This is a genomic window from Sphingomonas sp. GW821-FHT03E12 (assembly GCF_059420685.1).
In genome coordinates this window covers 57,353-81,630 of sequence record NZ_JBWKUF010000003.1, presented here as the reverse complement: position 1 = coordinate 81,630, position 24,278 = coordinate 57,353, and the positions used below count along the sequence as shown (strand labels likewise).

Genomic DNA, 24,278 nt, shown 5'->3' with positions numbered 1-24,278 from the left:
AGGGCTGCACCTCCCGTGGAAGGGGAAGTTCAGATCGCAAGTCTGAACCCCATGCGGAACACGCGGCCGAGCACGTCGTAGAGTGCGCGGTTGGTCTGCGGATAGGCGGGCGTATTGTTGCCGGTCGGGCCGTTGCCGACCAGCACCGGATCACGGCCGGTGATGTTGCGGATCGCAAGGAACACTTCCGCCTTCGCGTTCGAAACCTCGAACCGGTAGTTGAAATTGAGGTCGAAGTAGAAGGCACCCGGGATCGAGTTGGTGTTCACCGTCCGCCGGTCCGCGGTGGAGAGGGGGCAGCTGGTGGTGCAGACGATGTAGTTGTTGTTGTACACGCCCCCCGAAACACCGCGCGCGATCGCCTGGACCGAGAAGCCGCTTTCCATGTCGTACCCGGCGGAGAAGCGATAGGTCCAGTCGGGCAGGCCGCCGGTATTCTGCCCGGCAGCGTCGGTCGCCAGCGTCACGCCATTCTCGGTCTTCAGCTCAAAGGCATAGCTGGCCAGCGCGCGCAACGTCAGGTTGCCCGGCCCGACCTCGCGGCGATAGCTCGCCTCCAAGTCGATGCCGCTCGTCTTCACGCTGACGAAGTTCATCGGCTTGATCTCGATGCTCGTCACCGCAAGGCCTGGCGTGACGACCCCGCGCCCGCCCGTGGTCGAGATCGCCGAGCAGGCCGTCGCGATGTTCTGCAGATAGCATTGATCGACCAGGGTCTGCGCCGTCAGCGAGTCGATCGCACCGCTCAGGTCGATCTTGTAATAGTCGGCCGAGAAAGCGAAGCCCGGGATGAAGCTGGGCGTCAGCACCACGCCCGCACCGTAGGTCAACGCCTCTTCCGGGACGAGCGCGGAGTTGCCCACTGTCGATTCATTGAACTGGTTCGCCGCGACGGTGCCGTTCGGCTGAGGCACGTTGACGGTATTGGTACGCCCCGTGCCCGGCGCGAACAGTTCGGACAGATTGGGTGCGCGGATGTCGCGGGAGATGGTGCCGCGGAACTTGATGTCGTCGATGATCTGCCAGGTCAGGCCGGTCTTCCACGTCACCACGCTGCCCGAGGTCGAATAGTCGGTGATCCGTGCCGCGCCGTTGAAATCCATCCCCTTGAAGATCGGGATGATGGTTTCGACGAACGCCTCCTTCACATTGTAGCTGCCGACGGTCGGCAGATAGTTGCCATAGATCCACGTACCCGTGGTGACGCCGCCTGACACCATCGGCCGGAACAGCGCGTCAACGGTGCCGGTCACCTCCTCCTTTCGCCACTCACCGCCAAAGGCGAGGCTGACCGGCCCCGCAGGAAGCCGGAACAGGTTGTTGGTCGAGAAGCTCAGCGCCGCGACCTGCTGCTTCAGGTGCTGGCGGCGCAGCGGCTGAAGCCCGTTGTAGAGCACATACTGGATCGCCTCGGGCGAAGCGCCGTCGGTGCCGATCCGGTTGAGCGGGACGCACGCGCGATCGTCATTGGCGGCGTTGGTATCCACGTTGATGCGGCAGACGATCGTCCCCGCCGCATAGCCGCCCGGATTGCCGGCCGCGGCGACCACCGCGTCAGTGGCGTTCGCCATGCGCTGGATGTGCCAGGCATTGGTCAGCAGTTCGGTCGTGTCGGTCTTGCCGAACTGATAATAGCCGTCCCAGTCCCAAGTGATCCCGCCGGTGGCGAACTCGCCGCTGCCCCCGACGACATAGCGCTGGACCTGACGGCCATTGTCGCTGCCCTGTGGCGGCAGGAAGATGTTGCTGGTGCCGATCTGGATGGTCTGCAGATTGTTCGTGACCATCGCCGCGCGCACTGAATCGGGCAGGAAGGCATTGTCGCGCTGGATGGTCACGCCCACGGTCGGCGTCTGCTGATAATAGCTCTGGCCGCGATAATGGCTGATCGCCGCCTGCGCGAACAACTCGATCGCGGGGGAGAATTCATAGCTGATCCGCCCGAAGCCGCTGACGCGCTTCTCCGCAGGAAGCAATGTCGCGCTGCTGCGGTGCCCGGCGGTGGTGATGTCCAGATCGCCGCCCAGCATCCACTGGCCGCTCGTGGTGCCGAAGTTGAGCTGACCGACGCTAGCCTTGCCCGTCGCCGGGTTGATCGATCCGAAATAGGTGCCGCGGAGCGGTCCGGTCGAGATCAGGCCGCCCGGAGTGAACTGGCCGGTGCCGGTGTTGGCGCCGACCCAATATTCAGGTCCGCAGCCCGTGATCGGGGTCCCCGCGACATAGCCCGCGGGCGCCCGGCAATTGCCGCCCACCGCCGTGCTGTAGGCCGGGTTGTTGATCAGGAAGAAACCGCTGTCGTTCCAGTCGCGATCGATCGACTGGATGCCCTTCTGCGTGAAATACTCGCCTGACAGCAGGATATGCCCCTTGCCATCCGCGAAGCTCGCGCCGCCGGTTGCGGAGAATTTGTGGTTCGGTCCGTCGCCATAGGTAGTGACGCCATGCTCATACTCGGTCTTGAAGCCGGTGAAGGTCTTGTCGAGGATGAAGTTGACGACACCGGAGACCGCATCGGAGCCATAGGCGGAGGATGCGCCGCCGGTCACCACCTCGACCCGTTGAATCAGCGCCTGGGGAAAGGTGTTGACGTCGACCGACCCGGTAGTGGTCGATGCGACCGAACGCTGGCCGTCGAACAGCACCAGCGTGCGCGCTGCGCCAAGGTTGCGCAAGTTCACGCTGTTGATGCCGGCAGCGCCGTTCGACAGCGATCCGTTGGAACTCGCCGCCGTACCCGAGCCGCGCACCGCAGGAAGCGTATTGACGAAATCGGAGATGTTGGCGGGCGCTTCGGCCTTGAGCTCCTTGGTGCTGATGACGCTGACCGGGGTCGGCGCGTCATAGCCGTCGCGCACGATGCGCGATCCTGTGACGGTGATCTCCGGGGTAGACGCCTCCGGCTCCGCCTCCTCAGTCTGCGGCACGTCCTGTGCAAATGCCGAACCGGGGAGCATCGCGATCGCAAGGATCGCAGCGGTTCCCATCAGCGACTTTCGTGAAAATCCGTTACTTCCGCCCTGAATTCTATTGTTGTTCGCAGCCATTACAGCCCTCCAAATCTTCATTGGATTGGGCCAGCCAGGAATCCTCTCTGTACTGTTCTGGTGTTCGGGCTTCTGCGGAAATTGTCCGGCCATCTTCCGGCACGAGTGCCGGCGCAGCCATTCGGCGATCTGTGATCGGCATGAAGCTTAACAGATTCGCCGGGACGATAGTGCCTAAAATCACGGCGCGAACAAGGGTATTGATTCAATTTTCTACACAATTATGGATTCACGTGATGAATATCGAACCTGAGTCGCTCGACGCGATCGATTATCGAATCTTGAAAGCGCTGTCGGAAGACGGCCGGATCTCCGACGTCGCGTTGGGGGAGATGATCAACCTGTCGAGTACGGCGGTGGCACGTCGCCGCCGCATTCTGGAAGAAACCGGTGTGATCGAGGGCTATACCGCCAAGCTCTCCCTCAGCGCGCTCGGCCTTGCCGGAACCGTGGTGGTGATGGTCGAGCTCGGCTCCCAGGCGGAGAAGATCCTGGTCGAGTTCGAGCGCGAAGTCGTCAAATGCCCGTCGGTGTCCTTCTGCGGATTCGTCTCCGGCGACACCGATTTCATGATCCTGATCCACGTCAGTTCGCTGGACGAATACGACAAGATCTATCGAGAAGAGCTGTCCAACCTTCCGCACGTGTCGCGGATCCGGAGCAGCTTCGTGCTTAGGGAGGTTGCCCGCCGTTCGAACGTGCCGATCATCTTCGAACGCGGAAAGGCAGGTACAACCGGGCCACGCCGCTGATCGCGGCAAGCCCCATCTGTCAGGGGAAGTGATGACCAAGATCGATTCGCGCAGGCCAGTCCTGCGGCGTTCACGGGCGCGGACGCTGCTGGGCGTCGCCGCCATCTCGCTGGCGGCTGCGGCAGGGATGCTGCTTCCGCACTCGCTTCACGCCGCGCCGGTTCAGGCCACCGCACTTGCGCCGGCAGACGGCTACATTCCGGTGACATGGGACACGGCGCGCGGCAAGCTGCTGCTTCAGGTGCCCGCTTTCGACACCGACGTCCTGTACTACGTCTCGGCGGCGACCGGCGGCGGATCGGTGGAATTGCCGTTCGATCGCGGCGTGATGGAAAGCGCCGTCATCCGTTTCCAGCGCGCCGGCAACCGTGTGCTCGTCGTGGAGACCAACACAAGCTATCGTTCGACCCGCGGCGATGCGGCGCATGCGCAGGGCGTCGCCGACTCCTTCCCCACCTCAATCCTCGCCAGCCTGCCGATCGAATCGAGCGCGGGCGGCAAGGTGACGGTCGATGCGACCGCGCTGTTCATGCGCGATGCCGCAAATATCGAGGGGACGCTGCGCCGCGCCAATCAGGGCAGCTTCAAGCTCGATCCCGCGCGCAGCACCTTTTACGCGCCGCGGATCAAGGCGTTTCCCGAGAATAGCGAGGTCGAGACGATCCTCACCTTCGCCGCCGATACGCCGGGCGCACTGGTGCGCAACGTCGCGCCCGACGCCCGCGCGCTGACGATGCGGGTCCGCCACAGCTTTCTCCGCCCTCCGACCGGCTACGCCCCCCGTGCAGCGGATCCGCGTATCGGGGTGAGCGAGTTGCGCTTCCGCGATTACTCCAAGCCGTTCAGCGACCGCACCGAGACCGCCTGGATCACCCGCTGGCGGCTCGAGAAGAAGAACCCCGGCGCCGCGATGAGCGATCCGGTCAAGCCGATCCGCGTCTATTTCGACCCGGCAATCCCGGCGCCGATCCGCACGGCGATGAAGCAGGGCCTGCTCTGGTGGAACAAGTCGTTCGAAGCAGCCGGGTTCAGCAACGCGATCGAGGCGATCGACGCCCCGATCGACATGGACCCGATGGATATCCGCTACGCCTATATCCTGTGGATCAATCGCGACGAGCGCGGCTTTTCGTCGGGCGGAACCTATCGCGATCCGCGCACGGGCGAAATCCTGGGCGCCAAGGTGCGGATGGACACGCACCGTATCCGCACCATCGGCAATTACTGGGACGCCTATCAGGCAGGGCTGCCTGGCGACGGCGGAGGCGTGACGATGGCCGATCCCGGCCTGCTGACCGAAGGCGCGTTCGCGAACATGCCGGCGGGACAGCGCGACATGGCGTTGCTGCGTCAGGCGCTGCTGATGGCGCACGAATATGGCCACTCGCTGGGCTTCGGCCACAACTTCGCGTCGAGCCTCAACGATCGCGGGTCGGTGATGGAGTATCCCACCCCACGGGTGAAGGTGAAGGACGGCAAGCTCGACCTGTCCGAGAGCTTCATGAAAGCGATCGGCGCCTATGACACGATGATGGTGCGCTATGCCTATACGCCCTTCGCTCCCGCGGCGGAGAAGGCGAGCCTCGACGGCGTGATCGCCGACATGCGCGCGCAGGGACTGCTCTATGTCCCCGACACCGATCCGCGCTGGACCTGGTATGACGACCGCGCCACGCCGGGCGAGAATATGCGTGAGGCGATGGCGGCGCGCCGGATCATGCTGGCGGGTTACGGCCAGACCGCATTGACGCCCGGCGAGCCGGTGGGCGCACTGCGCGACGCGCGGCTGTGGATGGCCTATCTCCACCATCGCTACGCGATCGAAAGCGCGCTCAAATATGTCGGCGGCCAGTATCAGAACATCGTCGTCAAGGGCGACACGATTGCGCCGACCGAATTCATCCCCGCCAATATGCAGCGCGACGTGCTCGGTCTGCTGCTCGACGCGATCGAACCCGCCAGTCTGGAACTGCCCGAAAGCCTGCTCGCGCAACTGACACCCGATCCTGGCGACAATCTTGAGGATCTGTCGAGCGACGCGACCTTCGATCAGCTCAAGGCCGCGCGTATCCTTGCCGCTTTGGTGTTCGAACCGATGTTCGACGCCGCGCGCGCCAACCGGATGCTCGCACTCGAGGCCCGCAAGCCGGACACGCTGACACTGCCGCAGATGGTCGATGCGGCGCTTGCACGGACCTGGAACGCGCCGCGCGACGGCGGCGTCTCCGCCCGGGCGCTGCGCCGGGTGAGCCAAGGCGTGTTGCTCGATGCGATGATGATGCTGGGCGCCGACGAAGCCGCGTCGCCCGAAGCGCGCGCGTTCATCCTCGAAACCCTGTCAGGCCTGAGCACCAGCATCGGCCGCCGCAGCGATGCCGATCCGGTGACTGCAGCCTTCTACCGCCAGAGTGCGAAGCGCATCGCCGGCTATCTGGAGGACCCGGCCGCGCACGCACCCAAGAAGCTGGCGCCCGAATGGGGCAAGGGGCCGCGCTCGCGCTTCCCGATGCCCCCGGGGCCGCCGCTCGGCTAAGCCCTTGTCAGGTGCCCCGCACCAGCGCCACGTGGCGATCAAGTTCGCCGCGGGCGCTGGTCAGCGCCTGATCGAAGCAGAGACGATAGTCGCGCTTCTGATACAGATCCTGCGTCGTGCTCGTGTCGCAAACCTGCTTCGAAGCGAAGCGGAGGCGGCTTTCGGCGCGCGCGACATGGGGATCGCGGCGAAGGTCGAGATCGGCGAGTGAAACGGTCTGCGTTCGGGTGATCCCGCGCATCGCGCCGGTCACCGTCATCTCCGTTCCGAGCATGTTGGTACGCGCCACGGCAGGCGTCAGCGCACATCCCAAGGCGCCGACGATCGCCGGCGCTGCCATCCATCTAAGCATCCTCGTTCCTTTCCTGCTCCGCCTCTGGCGGGCGGCCACCGATAGATGGACCATGCGCGGCGCGATTCCAAGGCATCGACCGCCGCGCCCTCGTCAGTCGTATTCCGTCAACGAACGGCGGCGGATTCTCGTAGGGACCGCCGGCAATTTCAGCTAGGTGGACCGCCGCTTGGCGTGATTCGCGCATTGCCGCGGTGCCGTCGAGCCTCCGAACCAGAACAGGAGAAGCGCGTGGACAGCGCCACCCGCCCGAGCGCGCTCGGGCTCGATTTCGGCACGACCAACACGGTCGTCGCATTGGCCGATGGCCGGGGCGATTCCCGGCTGGTCGAGTTTGCGGGCGATGCCGGCGCGGTGTTCCGCACCGCGCTCTGCTTCTGGGAAGAAGAACGCGGCTGGAACGGGATCGCACACGAGGCAGGCCCCTGGGCAATCGAGGAATTCCTCCAGTCGCCGCTCGACAGCCGTTTCGTCCAGTCATTCAAGAGCGTCGCGGCCAGCCCGCTGTTCGAGCGCGCACAGATCTTCGGCAAGCCCTTCCGGTTCGAGGATCTGGGCCAGAAGTTCCTCGCCAAACTGGTCACCCATGCCAACGGCGCGCTCGACGATCGCCCGAGCCGTGTGATCGTCGGCCGTCCGGTGGAATATGCCGGCGCACGTCCCGATCCCGCCCTCGCCCGCCAACGCTACGACGCGATGCTCGACGGGTTCGGGATCGAGCTTCACTATGTCTACGAGCCGCTCGGTGCCGCCTATAGCTATGCATCGCAACTGACCGAACCGGCCACCATCCTCGTCGCGGACTTCGGCGGCGGCACCACGGACTTCTCGATCGTTCGCGTCGCCGAACCGGGGGCCGCGCGCCGCTGCGAACCGCTGGGTTCGGCCGGCATCGGCATCGCCGGCGACCGGTTTGACCAGCGTATCGTCGATCATCTCGTGCTCCCGCTGCTCGGCAAGGGCGGAAACTACCGTTCCTTCGGCAAGCTGCTGCCGATCCCGGGTGGCTATTTCACCGAATTCGCCGACTGGTCGCGGCTCGCGCTGATGCGCAACCGCCGCACGCTTGAAGAGCTGCGCCGGCTTCAGCGCGACGCGATCGATCCCGAACCGATCGGCCGGATGATCGCGCTGATCGAACATGAGCAAGGATTTCCGCTCTACGACGCAGTGGGCAAGCTCAAGCGCGCCTTGTCGAGCGAGACCGAGGCGCAGTTCCGTTTCGAAGGCGGCGGCGTGACGATCGCCGAACCGGTGCGCCGTGCCGACTTCGAGCGATGGATCGCCGAGGACCTCCGCCGGATCGAAGCCGCGCTCGATCTCGCACTTGTCCAGGCCGAGACACCGGTCGAAGGGATCGACCGCGTCTTCCTGACCGGCGGATCATCACTGATCCCGGCGATCCGCGCGCTGTTCGAACGCCGCTTCGGCACCGAGCGGATCGCCACGGGCGGCGAGTTGACCTCAATCGCGCACGGGCTGGCGCTGGTCGGCGAGCAGGACGATCTCAGCCAATGGGTCGCATGACCCCGTCAGCCTGAAACGGCTCAGCGGAAGGTGATGATGCGATGGCCGACCCAGCTTGTCGCGACAGGGGTCGCGATCGCGATCGCATGCCCGATCGCTTCGGCGTGAAAGGTCATGCCGATAGCGGGGAACAGTATTTCGACCAGCAGCCAGGCGACGCAGACCGTCGCTGCCATCCCGAACAGGTTGACCAAGCAGAAGTCCCGCGCTTGCCCGCCGATCGGCCGTGCTGAATCGAAGACGAAGGCGCGGAACAGGTAGAACGCCACGATCATGCCGACGCCATAGGCAGCGACCACCGCCAGGCTGAACGGCAGGATCATGCTCCACAGAAAACGCGATCCCCAATTCGCCAGGGCTGCGATGCCCCCGCAGGCGAGGAACCGGACGAAGACCGGTATGCGATCGATCGCGGGCGCCGCGAACGCCATATCAGAGCTTCGTGCGATGGAAGATCGGCGTCGGCACCGACCGGACGATCGTCATGATCAGACGCCAATAGCCAGGCGCGTAGACGATCGTCCCCTTCCCTTCCGCTGCCTTGCGGATCCGTGCCGCGATCTTCACCGGTGAGCTCCACAACGCGCCCTTGGGCTCGATATGCGCGGTCATGGCAGTGTCGACGAAGCCCGGCTTGATCAGCACCGCCCGCGCGCCCGTGGGTGCGAGCCGGTGGGCAATCCCTTCGACCAGCGCCGCCAGACCCGCCTTGGTCGCGCCATAGAGATAGTTGGACTGACGGCCACGATCCCCCGCGACCGATCCGATCACTACCAGCGTTCCGCTCCCGGCTGCTTCCAGATGGCGAGCCGTAGCGAGGCACCACAGGCTGGCCGAACGGAAGTTGGTGTCGATCATCGCCGCCGCCTGCGAAAGGTCGGCCTCCGCGGTCCGCTGGTCGCCCAGAACGCCATAAGCGAGCAGGACCAGATCCAGGCCGCCCAGGATGCCGATCCACCGCCGCGTGCATGCCTCCGCATCCGCCGTGGCAAGATCGACCGCATCGACCTCCGCCAGGCTGGCGCCGCGCGCGCGAAGATCGGCGGCAATGTCGGTAAGCCGCGCGGGATCGCGCGCCACAAGAACGAAGCGTGCACCCTCCGCTGCATAGAGCCGCGCCGTCGCCTCCGCGATCTCGGAAGTGGCACCCAGAACAAGAATCCGCTTCGTCATTGTGTCACTCGCGTCCAGAAGTCGGATCGACAGCACGGGTCGATCATCGCTTCAAATTGTTTCGATTGGGGATAGCCTGCCCGGAACATCTCCGCCGGCATACGCAGATCCTTGGCCGGATAGAGCCGCCCGCCCGCTTCGAGGACGATGCGGTCGAGCCGGTCGAACAGCGCCAGGGTCGCCGCACCCCGATTGCGGAAGTCGAGCGCCAGCGTCAGCCCCTTCATCGGGAAGGACAGCATGCCGGGGCTCGGGACGTCGCCGAACGTCTTGAGCACCGCAAGCAGCGACCCCTCGCCCGTCGCAGCGATCTCCGCGAGCAGGGCCGCCAGCGGCGCCCGTCCGGCCGCCGCCGGGATCACGCACTGATACTGGAAAAACCCCTGCTTTCCGTAGAGCCGGTTCCAGTTGAGGATGGCATCCAGCGGATAGAAGAACGGCGCATAATGGACCTGTGCGCGGCCCGCCCGCATGCGCCCCATCGCGAAATAGACGCTGTTAAACAGCTTGAGCGTCAGCGGATTGAGTGGCGTCGGCAAATCGATCCCGGGCACCGAACGCCCCGGCGGCGCGTGAACGGAAAGCGGTCCCGTCTCGGTCCAGTTGGCGCGGCTGACGATGCCACGGCCGTTGCGCGCGGTGCAATCGATCCAGGCGACGCTGTGCTCGAAACCGGCTTCGCTCTGCTCCAGCGTGTCGCACAGTGCATCCAGGTCGGCGCAGGCGATGGTCTCGACGTCCAGCTGGGACGAAGCGATCCGCTGAAGCTGAAGCTCGACCTCGACGATGATACCGGTCAGCCCCAGCCCGCCGATCGTCGCGGCAAAGAGCTGCGGATTCTCGTCCGGCGAAACACGCATGCAGCCCTGATCCGATCGCTCGAGCACGATGCTGCGAACGTGACGGCCAAAGGTACCCGCACGATGATGGTTCTTGCCGTGGACATCATTCGCGACCGCGCCGCCCAGCGTCACGAACCGCGTGCCGGGCGTGACCGGCAGGAAGAAGCCGCGCGGAACGAACGCCTCCAGGATCGCGTCCAGCATCACCCCGGCCTCGGCGACCAGGATTCCGGTATCGGGATCGAAGCTGCGAAAACGGTCGAGGCCGCCCATCGCGATCAGATTGCCCTGATCGCAAAGCCCGACATCGCTGTAGGAACGGCCGTTGCCGATCGCGAGGCGCGTGTCGCGGCTGCTCCGGTTCCACGCCGCCAGCTCCGCCGCGAAACGCGGCCGGGCGACCTGCTGTTCGCGCTTCCCGACACGGCTCCATGACGAAACCCCGCTATCGCGGTGGAACGCCATGCTCACCGCAACAGGGCCGCGCCGGCAAAGCTGCACAGCACGCCGGCACCGAGAAGGATGCTGACCCGGTCATGCACCGTGAACTGCACGGGGTCGTCGTTGAGTTGACCACGCGTGCAGAGCAGCCAGATCCGGCCGAGCCATAGCCCGATCAGCACCGGCGCGGCCCAGAGCAGTTCGGGATGGCCATAGAGCGCACTCGGGAAGGCTTCGTGGATCAGGTAGAGGACCATGATCGCGACCGCGGTTAGTGCCGAGGACACGCCGAGCGTCGAGACGAACGGCGCATCCGCCGGAACATAGCCCCGGCCGTGCATCGCCGTGATCGCCGACCCCCGGCTGATCGTCCGGGTGAGCTCGATCGAGCGCTTGGCAAGCGCCAGCGAGAAGAACAGAAACATCGAGAACACCATCAGCCACGCCGAAAGCCGGACATCGACGATCACCGCGCCGACCGCCAGTCGCAGCGTGAAGAGCCCGGCAAGCACGGTGACGTCGAGCAGCGGCACCCGCTTGAGATAGAGCGAATAGGTCAGCGTGGCGGCGCAATAGAGCAGGACAAGGCCCAGCGTAGGGGATCCCCCCGCCAGCATGGCGAGGCCAAGGCCTGCTCCCAGGAGGACGATCGAGGCCAGTGTCGCGGCAGGAATACCGATCTTGCCGGAGGCGAGCGCACGGTTGCGCTTGCTCCAATGCCGGCGATCCTCCTGCAGATCCATCAGGTCGTTGAGGAGATAGGTCGCCGAAGCGGTGATCCCCATCGCGATGAAGCCCAGCGTGCAGGCCAGCCAGGCGTTGAGATCGAGCAGCACGCCGGCCAGCAGCATCGGCAGGAAGATCAGTCCGTTCTTTGCCCATTGGTGGACGCGGAGCGCCTTCATCCAGTCGAACAGACCGGCGCGCTCGCGCCTGAAATGCGCCTCGACCGGAACCAGCGCCTTGACCCGCTTGAAGACACCGGCGTCGTCCCCGGCAAAGATCGCAAAGCGGGCAGCGCGCCAGACATGCAGATCCGCCGCGGCGTCGCCCGCATAGACGAACCCGTCCGGATACCGTTGCATCAGTGCCTCGGCCTTCCGCCGGCCCTTGAGATTCAGCTCGGCAGTTGATGCCAGCGCCTCGCGCGCAAAGCCGAAGCGGTTGCACACATGCTGTGCGAGAATTTCGTTCGCTGCGGTCGCGATGATGACTTCGCGCCCGTTGTCGGCCGCTGTCTGGGCATAGGCGACGAGCGCTTCGTTCACCGGGAGCAGATCGATGGCGAGTTCGGCGCGCTCGGCGAGCCGTTGCTTCAAACAGGCGATGCCGTGGAGCGCCCACCAGACGAGCAGGAAGACCCGCAACGGGCGCGTGCGCACAAATTGCAGCGCACACTCAAGAAGCAGGTCGGTACGAAGAAGCGTCCCGTCGAGGTCGAGGACCAGCGGATAGAAACCCCGGATTTCCGAAGCCGGGACCTCCCCGGCTTCCTCTGGCCGAATTGCAGTTGCAACGCTCACCGTTCAGCCCCCTCATCAAGCTCAGAAGGCAATCCCACGGCTGTGGTTAATGAAACGCTAAACCTGCCCCGATCCGGCTGCTTTTCTAGTGCGGGCGCCTGACCTCCAGCAGCGAGAAGAAGCTGCCCTGCCTGACCATGCGCAGCGCCTGGGGATCGAAGTTCGGATTGGTCCCGAAATGATAATAGATCACGTAATCGAACCGCTCGGGCCAAAGATGCGCATAGCTGACCTGTTTGGACAGCACCGGATAACGGGTCAGCGCGTCGGGCAATTTGAGCGCGGCCGCCGCTTCGACGGGCAACGGCATCGACGCCGGCACGTCATAGCTTGCGAAGCGCGCCGTTGCCCGCAGCGGCTGCATACCGATCCCGGTGAACTCCAGCGGGTTGAAGACCCGCCGGTCGGCGGTCGCGTAGCTGGCGAGATGGCTGTACGCCACCGGCGGCGCGGTATCGGTGCGAGGCTCGCCCTCCCCGGTACCAACGCTGAGGATCGTGGCATGCGCAGGCAGCATCGCGATCGCCCCGCGGAATTCGTCCACTTGCCGGCTGAACGGCGCCCACACCGTCACCACGGTGACCAGGTGCGCAACCAGCGGGACCGCCGCCAGCAGCGAAAGCAGCTTTGCGACCGGCCGCCCGACGCCCGCCGGCGCCAGCGAAGCGAACAGCAGATAGGCCAGCGCGACCGACGTCCGGGAATCGATATCGACCGCGTCCTGCAACTGAGACGGGACGATCGCAATGTAGATCGCGACCATCAGCAGCGGCAGTCGCATCCGGGGATGCAGCGCGACCCGGCCGTGCCGCCACAGAAGATAGAAGGGCACGATCAGCGCCACAGGGATCAGGATCGCCTGCGCGCCCGAATGAACGAGGAACGGCGCGAACAATGCCCTGAGCTTGGCGAAATAGCTGATCGAAAGTTCGGCGCTCTCGCTGGGCACGAACGGAATCAATGCAAGCGGCACCGCGAACATCGCGAGCGTCCGCAGCCCGGCCTCGACCACGCCGCGCAGCCGCAGCGGCCATTTCAGGAACCAGCCGAAGAAGAAGACGACCGCAAAGGCCAGCGCAAAGATATGCGCGAAAAAGAGCAGCATACCGCCCGCATTGCCGATCAGCACAAGAGACCGCATCCGGGGCCGCGCGAGCGCAAACGCGATCATTGCCGCCGCGATCGCGACACCGGACAGGAAATTGATGTAGCCGATCGTGGTGACCACGTTCAGGCTCACCGCGGGCACGAACAGGAGGAACGGGTTCGCGGCCCCGTAGAGGCGGCGCTGGATCTGCCAGCACGCGCAGTAGAGGATCGCCAGTGCCGCGACGATCGTCCCCTTCAGCACCAGCGCGGGTGCAGCGATCCCGCACAAGGGCGCGTTGATCAGATCGACCGCCAGATTGGGAATGAGGCCCAGCTTGAAGGTGTACATTGCGCTGACGACAGGATCGCCCATCGCGCATTGCAGGCTCAGCCGGGCCGCGTGGTTCGGAAAATCGACGATCGGCGGATTCGCGACGGCGATGAACGGAACGACGCTGAGCGCGCAGAAGATCAGGTACAACCACAGCGGCAGCGCCGCAGTGCCGGAAGGCTCCACGCGCGCCTGCGCGGATTGCGTGCCGGTCGCAGATGGCTGGCGGGTGTCGTGCGAAGCGTACATCGATAGCCCCTATCGCGCGCGCTGCGGCGCAGCGTTCCCATTGTCCGGCACGCTCCGCCCCGGCGGATCGATGCTGTACACCACATACTCATAGTCTTTGACCGGCGAGAGGGGCTTCACCGTCCAGCCGGACCGCTCCAGCGCCGCCGGCATCTCGCCCCAGAAGCGCGGAGGATCGACCAGCGCGACAAGATATTGCGCCTTCGCGCCGGTCGCGATCCCGTTCAGCGCCACATCGCGATTCCCGGTCTGTGCGGTGTAGCGACGATGCCACGCCATGCTCGCCGCGCTCTTGAGGCCCACCACATCGACCAGCCGGCGATCGGGCAAGGCCCAGGCGAGATACCCCGCGTCGTGAACCAGGATGACAGAGTCGCGCGGCAGCTTCGCACCGATGAACTGCGCGGCGCGGTCGAGCGCCTCGGCATGCGACCGATCAAGATAGGTTCGCACGCCGGTCGCGCCGGTGACAAGGGTCCAGCCCAGCAGCAGCACGAGCATCGGCAGGTGCCAGGCCGACTTGCGCGCAAAGACGAGTCCCCAGCCAAGCAGCAAAGCGGGCAGGACCATGCTCACATAGCGGAACCAGTTGTGATGGAGCCCGCCCGGAAAGACGAACGCGGTCAGTCCGAGCCAGCAAATCAGGAAGACGAGCGCGCAGAGTCCTGCGGGCCGGCGGGCGAGCACCGGTATCGACAGCCAGAGCGGACCGAAGAGGCCCGAGATGACGGCCCACAGCAGGATTTCCCACCGCGCGCGCCAGTCGAGCGCCGCTTCGGTGAAGAAGGCCGCCTTGGCGCCGCCGGTATTGGGAATCGGCCAGCCGGTATAGACGGTGTAGAGGATCAGCCATGGCGACGCTGCAGCCAGCGCGAGCGCTCCGTTGAAGACCAGCCGGCGCAGATCGCGCCGATCCAGCCAACAGCGATAGAAGAACAGCGGCGCGGCAAGAAAGGCGAGTTCCGGGCGTACGAAGGGCATCGTCCCGCAGAGCAGCGGCAGCCACTTGCTGTCGATCAGCACGAACCCCCAGACGATCACCGCAACCGCCAGCCCGCTCTCCAAGCCGTTGAGCAGATGATAGGGCATATAGCCCACCATCAGGCCGGTAACGAGCAGCACCGCGCGCGCGACCGGCGGACATTGCAGGCGGCGCAGCAACACGACCAGGCCGGCTGCATAGAGCAGGATCGCCGCGAGCGTGACGAGCTTGGACGCAAGCTCGAGCGGCATCACCAATCCGAGGATCGCGATCAGGACGAGGTGTACTGCGCTGGTCGCGCCCGTCAGTGCGGTCGAGCCGGCATAGACCGGATCCGCACCCCCGGCGAGGAGCGTGCGCGCATTGTGAAGCGTGATATAGGCGTCATCGAGCGGGAAGCTCGGCCGGACGAACAACAGGACCGTCAGGATCAGCAGCGGCGCAACGCAGGTCCAGTCCCAGGCAGATCCCGCGCGAAGAAACGTTCTGCCGCTGAACCCTGCAGGCGCAGGGGCGAGTCCAAGACCTGTCATTGATAGACCGCTTCCAAATGCCGGACCGACGAAGCCCGCCCCCGTTTCGCTTCATCGACAATGGCGAAGGATGGTTACCCGAAGATTAAAGATTCAAGCGGCTGGCCCATGGAGGCCCGCGTCGATGCCGGTCAATGGCCGGTCCACTCCGGCGCGCGGCGCTCGACGAATGCGCGCGGCCCCTCGATCGCGTCGTGCGAAGTCTGGGCGCGGCGCACCTGTGGCAGATCCCATTGCGGGTTCATCGCGTCCGAGAGCGATGTAGTTGCATAGTCGAGCGCGACGCGCTTGGTCGCGCGCACCGCGAGCGGGGCGGCGGCGAGCAGTTCGTCCGCCCAGCGCAGCGCAGTCTCAAGCGCGGCGCCATCGGGCGCAACCTCGGTGACGAAGCCCAGTGCGTGCCCTTCCGCCGCGCTCACGCGCCGGCCGGTGAGCATCATTCCCAGCGCGCGCTGCTGCCCGATCAGCCTCGGCAACCGGAGAATGCCGCCCGCAAGCGCGGTGAGCCCCACCCTTACTTCCGGCAAGGCAAAGCTCGCGCGTTCCGCGGCGATCACGATGTCGCAGGCCAGCACCATTTCGAACCCGCCGCCGACCGCCGGTCCATTGACCGCGGCGATCACCGGCTTGTCGAGATCGAAGCGCGCAGTGATCCCGCCGAAGCCGTTCCGTGGCAGTCCTTGCGGCCCATCGGGCGCGGGCGTGCGCAGGTCGTGGCCCGCGGAGAAGATGTCCCCTGCCCCGGTCAGGATCGCGACCCATTGATCCTCGTCCGCGGCGAAGGCGTCGAAGGCGTGCTGCAACTCATCCTGCGCCTCTTTGTCGAGCGCGTTGCGCTGGGGCTGGCGGTCGATAGTGATGATCGTCACCCGGCCGCGCTGCTCGACGCGGATCGTTCCGTAGCTCATGCGGCAATCCGCGCGAGGCGCTGTTCGATGATCGCTTCGGCATCGGCGACGATACGCCCGATCAGCTCGGCGCAGCTCGGGATGTCGTGGATCAGCCCCTGCACCTGCCCCGCCCAGATCAGCCCGGCGTCGAGATCGCCCGTCTCCAGCGCGCGGCGGCCATGGGCGCCGCCGACCAGCGCACGGACATCCTCGAACACCGCGTCGGGCTGCGCCGCGATCTCGACCACCTTGTCCGAAATGCTGTTGCGCGCGACACGGCCGGTGTTGCGGAACTTGCGGAAGATGAGGTTGGTCGCCCGCTCGTCATTGGCAACCAGGAACTGCTTCACCGCATCATGGATCGGCGCTTCTCTGGTGGCGCAGAAGCGCGTGCCCATGTTAATCCCCTCGGCACCGAGCGCGAGTGCCGCCACCAGGCCCCGCCCGTCACCGAAACCGCCGCTGGCGATCATCGGGATCTTCACCTTGTCGGCAGCGGCGGGGATCAGCACCAGACCGGGGATATCATCCTCCCCCGGGTGTCCGGCGCATTCGAACCCGTCGATCGAGATGACATCGACCCCCATCCGCTCCGCCGACAGTGCGTGGCGCACCGCGGTGCATTTGTGGATCACGGTGATGCCGTGCGCCTTGAAATCGGCAACATGCTCCTGCGGATTATGTCCCGCCGTCTCGACGATCGTGACCCCGCTCTCGATGATCGCGCGGCGATATTCCGCATAGGGCGGTGGCGAGACCGAGGGGAGAATGGTGAGGTTCACCCCGAACGGTTTGTCGGTCATCGCCCGGCACCGGTCGATCTCGCGCCGCAGATCGCCGGGCGTCGGCTGGGTCAGCGCAGTGAGGATGCCGAGCCCGCCGGCATTGGAAACCGCCGCAGCCAGTTCGGCGCGGCCGACCCACATCATTCCGCCCTGGACGATCGGATACTCGATCCCGACGAGTTCGGTGAAACGCGTCCGGATCGCCATTACAACCGCTCCACGATCGTGACATTGGCGATCCCGCCGCCCTCGCACATCGTCTGCAGGCCATAGCGCCCGCCCCGCGCCCGCAGCGCGTGAATCAGCGTCGCCATCAGCTTGGTCCCCGTCCCGCCCAGCGGATGGCCGAGCGCGATCGCGCCGCCATTGACGTTGAGCTTCGCCGGGTCGGCGCCCAGAACCTTGAGCCACGCCATCGGTACCGATGCGAAGGCTTCGTTCACCTCGAACAGATCGATCTCGTCGAGCTTGATACCCGAGCGTTCGAGCGCGCGCTGCGTGGCGCGGATCGGCTCCTCGAGCATGATGACGGGATCGCCCGCGGTAACCGTCAGGTTGACGATCCGCGCTATGGGCGAGAGGCCGAAGCGCTTCACCGCCTCGGCGCTCGCAACCAGCGCGCCCGACGCGCCGTCGGTCATCTGGCTGGCGTTGGCAGCGGTGATCGTGCCGCCTTCGGTAAGCGTCTTGACCGACGCCATACCCTCTGCGGAAGCGTCGAAGCGCACGCCCTCGTCCTGCACGAACGGGCCGTCCGCGGTCTGGACCGGCACGATTTCGGCCTTGAACGCGCCGCTTTCGATCGCAGCGGCGGCCTTGCGGTGGCTGTCCAGCGCGAACTGGTCCATCGCCTCGCGGCTGAAGCCATGCTTGTCGGCGATCATCTGCGCCCCGGCGAACTGGCTGAACGCCGACACGCCATAGCGTTCACGGATGCTCTGCGGCCACGGGCCTTCGCCAATCCCGGACTGCTGGTGGAGCGTGAAGTTGGAGCCCATCGGCACCCGCGTCATGCTTTCAGCGCCCGCCGCGATCACCAGATCCTGCGTGCCCGACATCACCGCCTGTGCCGCGAAATGCAGCGCCTGTTGCGAGGAGCCGCACTGGCGATCGATCGTCACGGCAGGCACGCTGTCGGGCAGTTTCGAGGCGAGGACGAGGTTGCGTCCGAAGGCGAAGGCCTGCTCGCCCGCCTGCGTCACGCAGCCGACGATCACGTCGTCGATCGCGGCGGGATCGACTCCGGTGCGATCGACCAGTGCATCGAGGATGGTGGCCCCGAGGTCGGCGGGGTGAACCCCCACCAGCGCGCCCTTGCGCGCGCGGCCGCCCGCGGTCCGGAGCGATTCAACGATATAGGCTTCAGGCATGTGAGCGAACTCCGGTGAAATCGGGGGCACGTTTGGCGGCGAAGGCGGCGACGCCTTCCTTCCCTTCGGGCGTGCGAGAGAGCGCGGCGATGCTGCGCGCTTCGGCATCGAGCTGCGTGTCGAAACTGACGGCGGCGCCATCGAGCAACAGGCGGCGGGTGGCACCGAGTGCCGGGGTGGCCGCTTCGGCAAGCTCGTGCGCGATCCCCATTGCTTCGGCGAGCAGGTCGCCATCGACCACCCGCGTGACAAGACCCAGCGCTGCGGCCTCCTCCGCCCCGACGCGGCGGTTGCGCAGGCACAATTCCTGCGCCTGCCGCATCCCGATCAGGCGCGGCAGCAGCCAAGTGGCGCCGGCATCGGGCGAGAGACCGAGGCCGGTATAAGCCAGCGTGAAGCTCGCCTTCGGACTCGCCAGCGCGATGTCACCCAGGACCGCCAGCCCCAGGCCCGCCCCGGCGACCGATCCGTTGATCGCGGTGACCAGCGGCTTGTCCATCCGCGCGAGCCTGAGCAGCGCGGTATGGAGATAGGCAGTGATCTCCTTGAGGAAGGCGGGCAGTTGGTCGCCGGCCCCGGCAAAGGCGCCGACATCGCCGCCCGCGCAGAACAGCTTCCCCGCACCAGCCAGCACGACACAGCGCACGCCATCATCCTCGTCCACCCCGATCGCCGCCTCCAGCAGCGCGCGCGCCATCGGGATGTCGATCGCGTTGCCGACGTCGGGCCGGTTGAGCGTGATCCGCGCGACCGCACCCTCGCGTTCGACGAGAACCCCGGCGCCCATCTCAGCGCGGCGCCATGCGGATCGCGCCGTCCAGGCGGATCACCTCGCCATTGAGCATCGGATTGGCGACGATGCTCTCGACCAGCTGCGCATATTCATCGGGGTGGCCAAGGCGGCTGGGGTGCGGCACCTGTTGGCCCAGCGACTCCTGCGCGGCAGGCGGCAGCCCCATCAGCATCGGCGTCAGGAAGATACCCGGCGCGATCGAGACGACGCGGATGCGATGCTGCGCCAGATCGCGCGCGGCGGGCAGGGTGAGACCCACGACCCCGCCCTTGGACGATGCATAGGCCGCCTGCCCGATCTGCCCGTCATAGGCGGCGACCGAGGCGGTATTGACGATGACGCCGGCTTCCTCGCCTTCTACCCCCGCCGCGATCAGCCGTGCCGCGAACTTCGAGATCATGTTGAAGGTGCCGACCAGATTGACCTCGATCGTCCGGCGATAGGCATCGAGCGAATGGGCGTTCCCTTCCTTGTCGACGATGCGCGTCGCGGTGGCGATGCCCGCACAGTTGACCAGCACCCGCGCCACGCCATGCGCCGCCTGCGCTGCATCCATCGCCGCGATCACATTGGCTTCGTCCGCGACATTGACCTTGAAGAAGGCCCCGCCGATCTCCGCGGCCAGCGCATTGCCCGCATCCTCGTTCAGGTCGAAGATCGCGACTCTCGCGCCGTTCCTGGCCAGCATCCGCGCGGTCGCCGCGCCCAGCCCCGATGCGCCGCCCGTGACGATCGCGCCCAATCCCTCAACCTTCATGTCCCTCTCCCGTTCTTGAAGCCCGGCGTCACAGCGCGCGGGCAATCACCATGCGCTGGATGTCCGATGTGCCCTCGTAGATCTGGCACACCCGCACATCGCGATAGATCTTCGCCACCCCGAATTCCTCGAGATAGCCATAGCCGCCGAGCGTCTGGATCGCGCCGGACACCACCGCCTCGGCGGTCTCGGACGCGATCAGCTTCGCCATCGACGCTTCGGTCAGGCATGGCGCGCCGCTGTCCTTGACCGCCGCGGCGTGCAGCACGAGCTGACGCGCCGCTTCCAGCCGCGAGGCGAGATCGGCGAGACGGAAACCGACCGCCTGATGCTCGATGATCGGCTTGCCCATCGATTTGCGGTCCTTCGCGTACCCCACTGCGATCTCCAGCGCCGCCTGCGCCATGCCGACGCATTGCGCGGCAATCCCGATCCGGCCGGCTTCGAGGTTGGACAGCGCGATGCGATAGCCGGCTCCCTCCTCGCCCAGCAGCGCGGCATCGGGCACGAACATGTCATCGAAGCGCAGCGCGCAGGTGTCCGACGCGCCCTGACCCAGCTTGTGCTCGACCTTGTCCACCGCATAGCCGGGCGTGTCGGTGGGGACGAGGAAGGCGGAGATGCCCTTCTTCCCCGCATCGGGATCGGTGACGGCAAAGATCATCGCGATTCCGCCGATCCGGCCTGATGTGATGAACTGCTTTGCGCCGTCGATCCGCCACCCGCCCGTCTCGCGCACGGCGCGCGTCCGGATCGCGGATGCGTCCGACCCGGCATCGGTTTCGGTCAGCGCGAACGCACCGATCATCGATCCGTCGATCAGCGAAGGCAGGTAACGCCTTTGCTGAATCTCACTGCCGTAGCGGATCAGGCCTGAGATCATCAGGCTGTTCTGGATCGACAGGATCGTCGAGAGCGCACCGTCGGCCGCCGCGATCTCGATCAGCGCGAGGACGTAAGTGACGGTGTCCGCCCCCGCCCCGCCCAGCGCCTCCGGCGCCGTCATCCCGAGCAGTCCCAGCTCCGCCAGCTCGCGGAACACCCAGTCGTGATAGCCGCCCTCCGCTTCGAACGACGCCGACAGCGGCTTCAGCCGTTCCTGCGCATAAGCACGAACGGTGTCGCGAATTTCTCCCTGGGTCTCATCAAGTAGCATCTTTTATACTCATTGGAATAAAGCTACTGATGAGTAGCTGTACGAGTCCGCAGCCGGAGTCAAGGTGATCGATGACAGGTGTGAAGATGAGCGGCGTGAATGAGATCACATCCCCCTTTCGCTCGACGCGTACGAGCGACACCGAACGGCAGGAGAAGCGCGCCGCGTTGCTGCTCGCCGCGGTGCGGATGTTCAACGAACGCGGCTTTCACGCGACCTCGCTCGAGGATGTCGCGGCAACCCTCGGCGTGACCAAGCCGGTGATCTACCACCATCTCGGCAACAAGGATCAGGTGCTGTTCGAATGCGTGCGCATCGGACTGCACGAACTGCAGGACGCGGCCGAACTGGCCAAGGCCACGCCCGGCACCGGGCTCGACCGGCTCCGCGCCTTCCTGCGCCGCTATGCCGAAACGATCATGGGCGATTTCGGACGCTGCGTGATCCGCACGGGCGACGAGGTGCTCTCGCCCGAGGCGCGCGTGAAGTTCCGCGCACTCAAGCGCGAGATCGACGATGCGCTGCGCGCGATGATCGGCGAGGCGGCGGCGGACGGATCGGCCTCGATCCGCGACGTGCGCACCACCGCAATGACCTTTGCGGGCGCACTCAACTGGCCCGCACGCTGGCACCGGCCCGACGGCGCGCGACCGGCTGCCGATCTGGCGGCGGAGATGGTCGAAATCCTTTGCGCCGGCATCGAGCCGCGCGACTGAACCAGGGGGAATGACGATGGCGGGGATTGCCCTCACCGACGCGGCGCTGCTGCGCGAACAATGCTTCATCGACGGCGCATGGACGGGCACGGGATCGATCGCCGTCACCGATCCGGCCAGCGGCGAGACCCTCGGCCATGTACCCGATCTGGGCGTGGCCGAAACGCGCGCTGCAATCGCCGCCGCGGAGGCAGCCCTGCCCGCATGGCGTGCGAAACTCGCAGGCGAGCGATCCCGGTTGCTGCGCCGCTGGTTCAATCTGGTGATGCAGCATCAGGACGATCTCGCGATGATCCTGACGCGCGAACAGGGCAAGCCGCTTGCCGAAGCCAAGGGCGAGATCGCCTATGCTGCATCCTTCATTGAATGGTTCGCGGAAGAGGCCAAGCGTGTCTATGGCGAGACTATCCCGGCGCATCGCACGGACAGCCGCATCGTCGTGATCCGCCAGCCGGTGGGCGTTGTCGCGGCGATCACACCATGGAACTTCCCGGCCGCGATGATCACGCGCAAGGCCGCGCCTGCGCTCGCCGCCGGCTGCACGATGGTCCTGAAACCCGCGACCCAAACCCCGCTCACGGCACTCGCGCTGGCTGCACTGGCCGAACGCGCGGGCATCCCCGCAGGCGTGTTCAATGTCGTGACCGGCTCCTCGCGCACAATCGGCGGCGAGCTCACCGGCAATCCGGCGGTACGCAAACTCAGCTTCACCGGCTCGACCGAGGTCGGCAAGACGCTGATGGCGCAATGTGCACCGACGATGAAGAAGCTGTCGATGGAGCTGGGCGGCAACGCCCCCTTCATCGTCTTCGACGATGCAGATCTGGACGCCGCGGTCGGCGGCGCGATCGCATCGAAATACCGCAACAGCGGCCAGACCTGCGTCTGCGTCAACCGGATCCTTGTGCAGCGCGACGTGGCAGACGCGTTCGAGGAACGGCTGGCGGCGGCGGTCAAGGCGCTCAAGGTTGGCCCCGGCATCACCGAAGACACCACCCAGGGACCGCTGATCGACGAGAAGGCCGTCGAGAAGGTCGAGGAGCATATCGCCGATGCGCTGGCGAAGGGCGGCCGCATCGTTGCCGGAGGCAAGCGCCATCCGCTCGGTCATAGTTTCTTCGAGCCCACCGTGATCGGTGGGGCGACGGCGGACATGATGCTGGCGAAGGAGGAGACGTTCGGTCCGCTCGCGCCATTGTTCGTGTTCGATAGCGAGGAAGAGGCACTCGCGCTCGCCAACGACACCGAGGTGGGCCTTGCCGGCTATTTCTACACGCGCGACCTCTCCCGCGCCTGGCGCGTCGGTGAGGCGCTGGAGGTGGGCATGGTCGGCATCAACACCGGCCTGATCTCGACCGAGGTCGCGCCGTTCGGCGGCATCAAGGAATCCGGCATGGGCCGCGAAGGGTCGCGCCACGGAATCGAGGATTATCTGGAGATCAAATATCTCTGCATGGCGGGGATCTAGGGTACTCACAGCCCTGATGCCTCTTCACCGTCACCCCGGCACAGGGCCGGGGCGACGAAGTGGGTAAAGCTGTCGCGTGCGGTCAAGCCACCTCGGCGGCTGCGCGATAGACCTTCCGAAACAGTTTCGGGAGAGTGGCGATGACCCAGGCGTATGAACAGGCGGCGGATGCTCCGCCGCCGTTGCTGATCGCGATTGCGGACGGCATTGCCGAAGTGACGCTCAACCGGCCCGATCGCGGCAATTCGATCAGCCCGGCGATGATGAAGGCTCTCGAGGAAGCCTGGGGGGCGTTGGAGCAGGATCGCGACGTCCGCGTCGTGCTGCTCACCGCCGCAGGCGAGCGGCATTTCTGCACCGGCGCCGATGTCAGCGCGCTCGAGGTCGGCGTGGGCGGCCTCAACAACCAGCCCTATGCCGTCGCCAACCGCTTCACGCCGCGGATGATGCACATGACCAAGCCGGTGATCTGCGCCGTGAACGGCCTGGTCAATGGCGGCGGGCTGCACTTCGTCGCCGATTGCGACATCGTCGTGGCGAGCGAAACCGCTGAGTTCATGGACAGCCATGTCTCGGTCGGTCAGGTCTCAGGGCTGGAGAGTCAGGGGATCGCGCGCCGCGCGGGCCTCGGCGCGGCGCTGCTGATGGGGCTTGCGGGGCGCAGTTACCGAATGAATGCGCAGCGTGCGTGGATGCTGGGCATGGTCGACCTGCTCGAACCCACCCCTGCCGCCACGCTGACCAAGGCGCGCGAACTTGCCGCCGCGATCCGGGAGAATTCGCCTCAGGCGATGGCGCTGTCCAAACGCGCGATCTGGGCGACGACCGAGCTCAGCGACCCCATCGCAGCGGACTATGGCTGGGAGTTGTTGAAGTCCCACTGGGCGCACCCAGACTTTACCGAAGGCCCCAAGGCGTTCGGGGAGAAGCGCAAGCCGGTGTGGAACCCCGACCCGAACGCGCGCTGAG

At 65.9% G+C, this 24,278-nt stretch carries 20 protein-coding genes; 6 read left to right on the top strand and 14 right to left on the bottom strand.

What is annotated here, in order from left to right; all coding sequences use genetic code 11:
- Window positions 1-29: 29 nt before the first annotated feature.
- Entirely contained in the window at window positions 30-2,987 is a 2,958-nt protein-coding gene (locus tag AC07TU_RS09925; protein ID WP_495187748.1) for a TonB-dependent receptor plug domain-containing protein, read from the bottom strand.
- 296 nt (window positions 2,988-3,283) lie between these two features.
- On the opposite strand from AC07TU_RS09925, the gene AC07TU_RS09920 reads away from it, so the two are divergent.
- Window positions 3,284-3,799 carry an Lrp/AsnC family transcriptional regulator gene (locus AC07TU_RS09920; protein ID WP_495187747.1) on the top strand — a complete coding sequence of 172 codons (516 nt, stop codon included), beginning with the start codon at window positions 3,284-3,286 and terminating at the stop codon, window positions 3,797-3,799.
- Between the two features lie 31 nt (window positions 3,800-3,830).
- Complete coding sequence (locus AC07TU_RS09915; RefSeq protein WP_495187746.1) at window positions 3,831-6,332, top strand: zinc-dependent metalloprotease; 2,502 nt, start codon at window positions 3,831-3,833, stop codon at window positions 6,330-6,332.
- Between the two features lie 7 nt (window positions 6,333-6,339).
- Here the strand turns inward: AC07TU_RS09915 and AC07TU_RS09910 are convergent, their stop codons facing one another.
- Complete coding sequence (locus tag AC07TU_RS09910; RefSeq protein WP_495187745.1) at window positions 6,340-6,684, bottom strand: UrcA family protein; 345 nt, start codon at window positions 6,682-6,684, stop codon at window positions 6,340-6,342.
- 231 nt (window positions 6,685-6,915) lie between these two features.
- Here AC07TU_RS09910 and AC07TU_RS09905 point away from each other — a divergent pair, with 231 nt between their 5' ends.
- Window positions 6,916-8,211 (top strand): Hsp70 family protein, encoded by a 1,296-nt coding sequence (locus tag AC07TU_RS09905; RefSeq protein ID WP_495187744.1) that lies wholly within the window; start codon window positions 6,916-6,918, stop codon window positions 8,209-8,211.
- Window positions 8,212-8,231: 20 nt separating this feature from the next.
- Here the strand turns inward: AC07TU_RS09905 and AC07TU_RS09900 are convergent, their stop codons facing one another.
- The 12 genes from AC07TU_RS09900 to AC07TU_RS09845 form a co-directional block, all read right to left on the bottom strand.
- On the bottom strand, window positions 8,232-8,642 hold the full coding sequence (locus AC07TU_RS09900) for a GtrA family protein (protein ID WP_495187743.1): 411 nt from the start codon (window positions 8,640-8,642) through the stop codon (window positions 8,232-8,234).
- A gap of 1 nt (window position 8,643) precedes the next feature.
- Window positions 8,644-9,384 (bottom strand): SDR family NAD(P)-dependent oxidoreductase, encoded by a 741-nt coding sequence (locus AC07TU_RS09895; RefSeq protein ID WP_495187742.1) that lies wholly within the window; start codon window positions 9,382-9,384, stop codon window positions 8,644-8,646.
- Window positions 9,381-10,691, bottom strand: coding sequence for an FAD-binding oxidoreductase (locus tag AC07TU_RS09890; protein ID WP_495187741.1), 1,311 nt, complete (start codon window positions 10,689-10,691; stop codon window positions 9,381-9,383). The genes AC07TU_RS09895 and AC07TU_RS09890 overlap by 4 nt, the downstream gene beginning before the upstream one ends.
- A 2-nt stretch (window positions 10,692-10,693) precedes the next feature.
- The gene (locus tag AC07TU_RS09885) at window positions 10,694-12,190 is read right to left on the bottom strand and encodes a UbiA family prenyltransferase (RefSeq protein ID WP_495187740.1); all 1,497 of its coding nucleotides are present in this window, start codon (window positions 12,188-12,190) and stop codon (window positions 10,694-10,696) included.
- An 85-nt stretch (window positions 12,191-12,275) separates the two neighbouring features.
- Window positions 12,276-13,859: a hypothetical protein gene (locus tag AC07TU_RS09880; RefSeq protein WP_495187739.1), complete on the bottom strand. Its 1,584-nt coding sequence runs from the start codon at window positions 13,857-13,859 to the stop codon at window positions 12,276-12,278.
- Window positions 13,860-13,868: 9 nt separating this feature from the next.
- Window positions 13,869-15,374: a DUF8728 domain-containing protein gene (locus AC07TU_RS09875; RefSeq protein WP_495187738.1), complete on the bottom strand. Its 1,506-nt coding sequence runs from the start codon at window positions 15,372-15,374 to the stop codon at window positions 13,869-13,871.
- Between the two features lie 131 nt (window positions 15,375-15,505).
- Window positions 15,506-16,282 (bottom strand): enoyl-CoA hydratase-related protein, encoded by a 777-nt coding sequence (locus tag AC07TU_RS09870; RefSeq protein ID WP_495187737.1) that lies wholly within the window; start codon window positions 16,280-16,282, stop codon window positions 15,506-15,508.
- The gene (locus tag AC07TU_RS09865; protein ID WP_495187736.1) at window positions 16,279-17,256 is read right to left on the bottom strand and encodes an NAD(P)H-dependent flavin oxidoreductase; all 978 of its coding nucleotides are present in this window, start codon (window positions 17,254-17,256) and stop codon (window positions 16,279-16,281) included. Before AC07TU_RS09865 ends, AC07TU_RS09870 begins: the two co-directional genes overlap by 4 nt.
- Window positions 17,256-18,419, bottom strand: coding sequence for an acetyl-CoA C-acetyltransferase (locus AC07TU_RS09860; RefSeq protein ID WP_495187735.1), 1,164 nt, complete (start codon window positions 18,417-18,419; stop codon window positions 17,256-17,258). The genes AC07TU_RS09865 and AC07TU_RS09860 overlap by 1 nt, the downstream gene beginning before the upstream one ends.
- Window positions 18,412-19,206 (bottom strand): enoyl-CoA hydratase/isomerase family protein, encoded by a 795-nt coding sequence (locus tag AC07TU_RS09855; RefSeq protein ID WP_495187734.1) that lies wholly within the window; start codon window positions 19,204-19,206, stop codon window positions 18,412-18,414. Before AC07TU_RS09855 ends, AC07TU_RS09860 begins: the two co-directional genes overlap by 8 nt.
- A gap of 1 nt (window position 19,207) precedes the next feature.
- The gene (locus tag AC07TU_RS09850) at window positions 19,208-19,969 is read right to left on the bottom strand and encodes an SDR family NAD(P)-dependent oxidoreductase (protein WP_495187733.1); all 762 of its coding nucleotides are present in this window, start codon (window positions 19,967-19,969) and stop codon (window positions 19,208-19,210) included.
- Between the two features lie 28 nt (window positions 19,970-19,997).
- On the bottom strand, window positions 19,998-21,125 hold the full coding sequence (locus AC07TU_RS09845; protein ID WP_495187732.1) for an acyl-CoA dehydrogenase family protein: 1,128 nt from the start codon (window positions 21,123-21,125) through the stop codon (window positions 19,998-20,000).
- Window positions 21,126-21,211: 86 nt separating this feature from the next.
- Here AC07TU_RS09845 and AC07TU_RS09840 point away from each other — a divergent pair, with 86 nt between their 5' ends.
- From AC07TU_RS09840 to AC07TU_RS09830, 3 genes are all read left to right on the top strand, one after another.
- On the top strand, window positions 21,212-21,841 hold the full coding sequence (locus AC07TU_RS09840) for a TetR/AcrR family transcriptional regulator (RefSeq protein WP_495187731.1): 630 nt from the start codon (window positions 21,212-21,214) through the stop codon (window positions 21,839-21,841).
- Window positions 21,842-21,857: 16 nt separating this feature from the next.
- Window positions 21,858-23,309, top strand: coding sequence for an NAD-dependent succinate-semialdehyde dehydrogenase (locus AC07TU_RS09835; RefSeq protein WP_495187730.1), 1,452 nt, complete (start codon window positions 21,858-21,860; stop codon window positions 23,307-23,309).
- Between the two features lie 140 nt (window positions 23,310-23,449).
- Window positions 23,450-24,277, top strand: a complete 828-nt coding sequence (locus AC07TU_RS09830; RefSeq protein WP_495187729.1) for an enoyl-CoA hydratase/isomerase family protein — start codon at window positions 23,450-23,452, stop codon at window positions 24,275-24,277.
- Window position 24,278: the final 1 nt, after the last annotated feature.

Coding starts and splice junctions, on each gene's coding strand:
- AC07TU_RS09925 (WP_495187748.1), bottom strand. CDS start 2,987: ATGGGAACCGCTGCGATCCTTGCGATCGCGATGCTCCCCGGTTCGGCA.
- AC07TU_RS09920 (WP_495187747.1), top strand. CDS start 3,284: ATGAATATCGAACCTGAGTCGCTCGACGCGATCGATTATCGAATCTTG.
- AC07TU_RS09915 (WP_495187746.1), top strand. CDS start 3,831: ATGACCAAGATCGATTCGCGCAGGCCAGTCCTGCGGCGTTCACGGGCG.
- AC07TU_RS09910 (WP_495187745.1), bottom strand. CDS start 6,684: ATGCTTAGATGGATGGCAGCGCCGGCGATCGTCGGCGCCTTGGGATGT.
- AC07TU_RS09900 (WP_495187743.1), bottom strand. CDS start 8,642: ATGGCGTTCGCGGCGCCCGCGATCGATCGCATACCGGTCTTCGTCCGG.
- AC07TU_RS09895 (WP_495187742.1), bottom strand. CDS start 9,384: ATGACGAAGCGGATTCTTGTTCTGGGTGCCACTTCCGAGATCGCGGAG.
- AC07TU_RS09890 (WP_495187741.1), bottom strand. CDS start 10,691: ATGGCGTTCCACCGCGATAGCGGGGTTTCGTCATGGAGCCGTGTCGGG.
- AC07TU_RS09880 (WP_495187739.1), bottom strand. CDS start 13,859: ATGTACGCTTCGCACGACACCCGCCAGCCATCTGCGACCGGCACGCAA.
- AC07TU_RS09875 (WP_495187738.1), bottom strand. CDS start 15,374: ATGACAGGTCTTGGACTCGCCCCTGCGCCTGCAGGGTTCAGCGGCAGA.
- AC07TU_RS09870 (WP_495187737.1), bottom strand. CDS start 16,282: ATGAGCTACGGAACGATCCGCGTCGAGCAGCGCGGCCGGGTGACGATC.
- AC07TU_RS09865 (WP_495187736.1), bottom strand. CDS start 17,256: ATGGCGATCCGGACGCGTTTCACCGAACTCGTCGGGATCGAGTATCCG.
- AC07TU_RS09860 (WP_495187735.1), bottom strand. CDS start 18,419: ATGCCTGAAGCCTATATCGTTGAATCGCTCCGGACCGCGGGCGGCCGC.
- AC07TU_RS09855 (WP_495187734.1), bottom strand. CDS start 19,206: ATGGGCGCCGGGGTTCTCGTCGAACGCGAGGGTGCGGTCGCGCGGATC.
- AC07TU_RS09850 (WP_495187733.1), bottom strand. CDS start 19,969: ATGAAGGTTGAGGGATTGGGCGCGATCGTCACGGGCGGCGCATCGGGG.
- AC07TU_RS09845 (WP_495187732.1), bottom strand. CDS start 21,125: ATGCTACTTGATGAGACCCAGGGAGAAATTCGCGACACCGTTCGTGCT.
- AC07TU_RS09840 (WP_495187731.1), top strand. CDS start 21,212: ATGAGCGGCGTGAATGAGATCACATCCCCCTTTCGCTCGACGCGTACG.
- AC07TU_RS09835 (WP_495187730.1), top strand. CDS start 21,858: ATGGCGGGGATTGCCCTCACCGACGCGGCGCTGCTGCGCGAACAATGC.
- AC07TU_RS09830 (WP_495187729.1), top strand. CDS start 23,450: ATGACCCAGGCGTATGAACAGGCGGCGGATGCTCCGCCGCCGTTGCTG.